This window comes from Luteimonas panaciterrae (genome assembly GCF_020511115.1).
Classification (GTDB): Bacteria; Pseudomonadota; Gammaproteobacteria; order Xanthomonadales; family Xanthomonadaceae; genus Luteimonas; species Luteimonas panaciterrae.
The window spans coordinates 1-1,043 of sequence record NZ_JAJAVH010000056.1 but is presented as its reverse complement, the minus strand read 5'-3'; the positions used below and the strand labels follow the sequence as shown (position 1 = coordinate 1,043).

The following is a 1,043-nucleotide window of genomic DNA, read 5'->3' as shown; positions in this document are numbered from 1 at the left end:
AGAGATATCGCTGCGATGCCTACTTTGCAGGTGTGGCCTGTCCTGAATCAGTTGAGTGCGTTGGAGGAGGTCGTCGCTGCATTCGCCGAGAGTGAAGACGCTCGCTGTGGAGGAAATTCACATCGGCAGAGTAGGGGGGCGCTGTTTCGAATACGTTCTAGATTACAACCTCACTGAGTGAGGCTGATTGCTTTGTTGAGGAGAGAACGTTCGAATGAAGTACAGCGAGCTTTGCTGCATTGCAGCGCTAGCCATTGCACCACTGACATCTAATGCCGCCGATGGCACCATCTACTTCACTGGCTCGGTCGTGTCGCCGGGCTGCGTGGTCACGGCGCGGGCGACTCCAGCCGAGATTCGGGTGACCCTGCCGCCGGTGGCGACCGGCACGCTGGCCGAAGCCGGGCGCACGGCCGGGCGCACGCCCTTCTATATCAATTTGGCTGGTTGCGACGCCGGTGCCGACCAGGTCCGGACGTACTTCGAACCGGGTCCGACGGTGAACCTGAGTACGAACAACCTGACGCTGGAGCCGGGGCCGGAGACAGCGGGCAATGTCGAGCTGCAGCTGCTCAATGGCGACTACTCCAGGATCCGCTTGGGCAACCCCTCCGAACTGCAGAACTCGCAACCGATCACGATCACGGACGACGGCGAGGCGAGCCTGCGCTACTACGCAGAGTACGTCGCCACTGGCAAGGCGACCGCGGGAAGCGCGAACAGCAGCGTCATGTTCACGATGGTCTATCGATAGATCGCACCGCTTGCACATCGGCGAGGCGGGGAAATGCCCGGTCTTGCGGGAGGCTTGCGCCTGTCAACAGGTTTGGAGAGAAGCAACGATGCATCAACACAAAATGAGTACGGTTTCCCGGCTGTCACTGGCCTTGCTGGGGGCAATGGCCACGATCGCGGCAACGACGGTTCTGGCGAGTGCGCAGGAAGCCCAGGTCGGTAGCGACCCGCTGTTCAAGTACCAATGGCACCTGAGGAACTACGGTCAAGGCGCAGGGGTCATTGCCGACACGGCACCAAAGCACGGC

At 61.0% G+C, this 1,043-nt stretch carries 2 protein-coding genes; both read left to right on the top strand.

Annotated elements, in window-relative coordinates:
- Positions 1–214 precede the first annotated feature (214 nt).
- The gene (locus LG367_RS18225) at positions 215–754 is read left to right on the top strand and encodes a fimbrial protein (protein WP_226470683.1); all 540 of its coding nucleotides are present in this window, start codon (positions 215–217) and stop codon (positions 752–754) included.
- Between the two features lie 88 nt (positions 755–842).
- Positions 843–1,043, top strand: a 201-nt coding sequence (locus LG367_RS18220; RefSeq protein WP_226470682.1) for a hypothetical protein, incomplete at its 3' end; no start/stop codon positions are given.

What these genes read in the sequence shown, in the direction of transcription:
- LG367_RS18225 (WP_226470683.1), top strand. Translation starts at nt 215, where the DNA reads ATGAAGTACAGCGAGCTTTGCTGCATTGCAGCGCTAGCCATTGCACCA.